This is a genomic window from Bradyrhizobium sp., assembly GCF_049691595.1.
Classification (GTDB): domain Bacteria; phylum Pseudomonadota; class Alphaproteobacteria; order Rhizobiales; family Xanthobacteraceae; genus Bradyrhizobium.
Genome location: NZ_JBAVNZ010000005.1, coordinates 1 through 1,613, shown reverse-complemented (window position 1 = coordinate 1,613; position 1,613 = coordinate 1). Strand labels below are relative to the sequence as shown.

The following is a 1,613-nucleotide window of genomic DNA, read 5'->3' as shown; positions in this document are numbered from 1 at the left end:
TAGCTGCGCCCGTCGAGTGCCAGCAAGGTCTCGCCGTCGCGCGCGCGGCGCACGGTGAGGTTCCCCCTCACCTTGCTGGCGTCGAATACATGCAGCGGCCGGGCGCGGTCGTAGGTCATGAAATTGGTGATGTCGACCAGCGCATTGATCGGCCGCAGCCCGATCGAGGCGAGGCGCTTTTGCAGCCATTGCGGCGACGGGCCGTTCCTGACGCCGCGCACCAGCCGCAGCGCAAAGCCCGGACATAGCGAGGCGTCCTCGACCGTCACCGTCACCGGGCAGGGGAATTCGCCCTTGATCGGGCGGATAGCCGGGTCCTTGAACCTGCCCATGTCGGCGGCGCCCAGATCGCGCGCGATGCCGTGCACGCCGGTGCAATCCTGCCGGTTCGGCGTCAGGTTGATTTCGATCAGGGGATCGCCGAGCCCGGCCCATTGCGCATAGCCGGCGCCAATGGGCGCGTCGGCGGGTAATTCCATGATGCCGTCGTGGTCTTCCGAAATCTGCAACTCGGCGGCCGAGCACAGCATGCCGCGGCTTTCGACGCCGCGGATGGTGCCGACGCCAAGCGTGATGTTCTTGCCGGGAATGAAAGTGCCGGGGGCTGAGAACACGCTGACGAGACCCGCCCGCGCATTCGGCGCGCCGCAGACGACCTGCACCGGCGCCGCGCCATCGCCGGTATCGACCATGCACACCCGCAGGCGGTCGGCATTGGGATGCTGCTCGGCCGAGATCACGCGCGCGATGGTGAACGGCGCCAGCGCCTTCGCCTTGTCCTCGATTTGCTCGACCTCGAGCCCGATCATGGTGAGCTTGTCGGCGAGCTTTTCCAAGGGCTCGTCGGTGTCGAGATGTTCCCTCAGCCAGGACAGCGTGAATTTCATGATCGTTGCTTCTCTTGTCCCCTCTCCCGCTTGCGGGGGAGGGTCAGGGTGGGGGTTCTCTCCGCAACGGCAGCGGCAATTGCTTCGAGGACGCCTTCGCGATTGGCCATCACGTCATGATTGCTGAAGCGAAGCACCCGAAACCCTTTCGCCTCGATTACGGCCGAGCGAGCAGCGTCGGTTGGCTCGGATTGATCAGAAAAATGCTGGCCGCCGTCGAGTTCGATCACCAGCTTTGCTGCATGACGCATGAAATCGGCGATGTAGCTTTCAATCGGCACCTGCCGACGGAAGCCGGCGCCATTTAAGCGATGATCGCGCAGTTCCGACCAGAGAATCCGTTCAGCGTCGGTGGAGTCTCTTCTAAGGGCGCGTGCGTTTGCGCGCAGTTTGGCGGATACTTTCCAGGTTGGGCTCTTTTGCTCAGCCATTGACACCTCCGATGTGGAGACACCCCCACCCCAACCCTCCCCCGCAAGCGGGAGAGGGAGTCTGACCTGTCGTGCGGATGGAGTGATCGTATTTCCGATGGGACGAAAGCTACCCACCCCAAGCGCGGTCTGCCCCCTCTCCCGCTTGCGGGGGAGGGCTGGGGTGGGGGCTCGCTCCGCGATGGCGATCTCGACGAGCCTCACGTACTCAACCCTCCCGCGAGCGTCGGGACATCGAGCGGCTTGAAGCCGTAATGGTTGAGCCAGCGCACGTCGCTCTCGAACAATTGCCGCA

The 1,613-nt window shown here is 64.3% G+C and carries 2 protein-coding genes; both read right to left on the bottom strand.

Annotated elements, in window-relative coordinates; genetic code table 11:
• Nucleotides 1-887 (bottom strand): YtpR family tRNA-binding protein (gene ytpR, locus WCE35_RS00185; RefSeq protein ID WP_424591335.1); only part of this gene is annotated, 887 nt, incomplete at its 3' end.
• Nucleotides 884-1,318 carry an endonuclease domain-containing protein gene (locus tag WCE35_RS00180; RefSeq protein WP_424591334.1) on the bottom strand — a complete coding sequence of 145 codons (435 nt, stop codon included), beginning with the start codon at nucleotides 1,316-1,318 and terminating at the stop codon, nucleotides 884-886. The genes WCE35_RS00180 and ytpR, both read right to left, overlap by 4 nt.
• Between the last annotated feature and the right edge of the window lie 295 nt (nucleotides 1,319-1,613).

Excerpts from the sequence above, each read along its gene's own strand:
- WCE35_RS00180 (WP_424591334.1), bottom strand. The coding sequence starts at position 1,318 with ATGGCTGAGCAAAAGAGCCCAACCTGGAAAGTATCCGCCAAACTGCGC.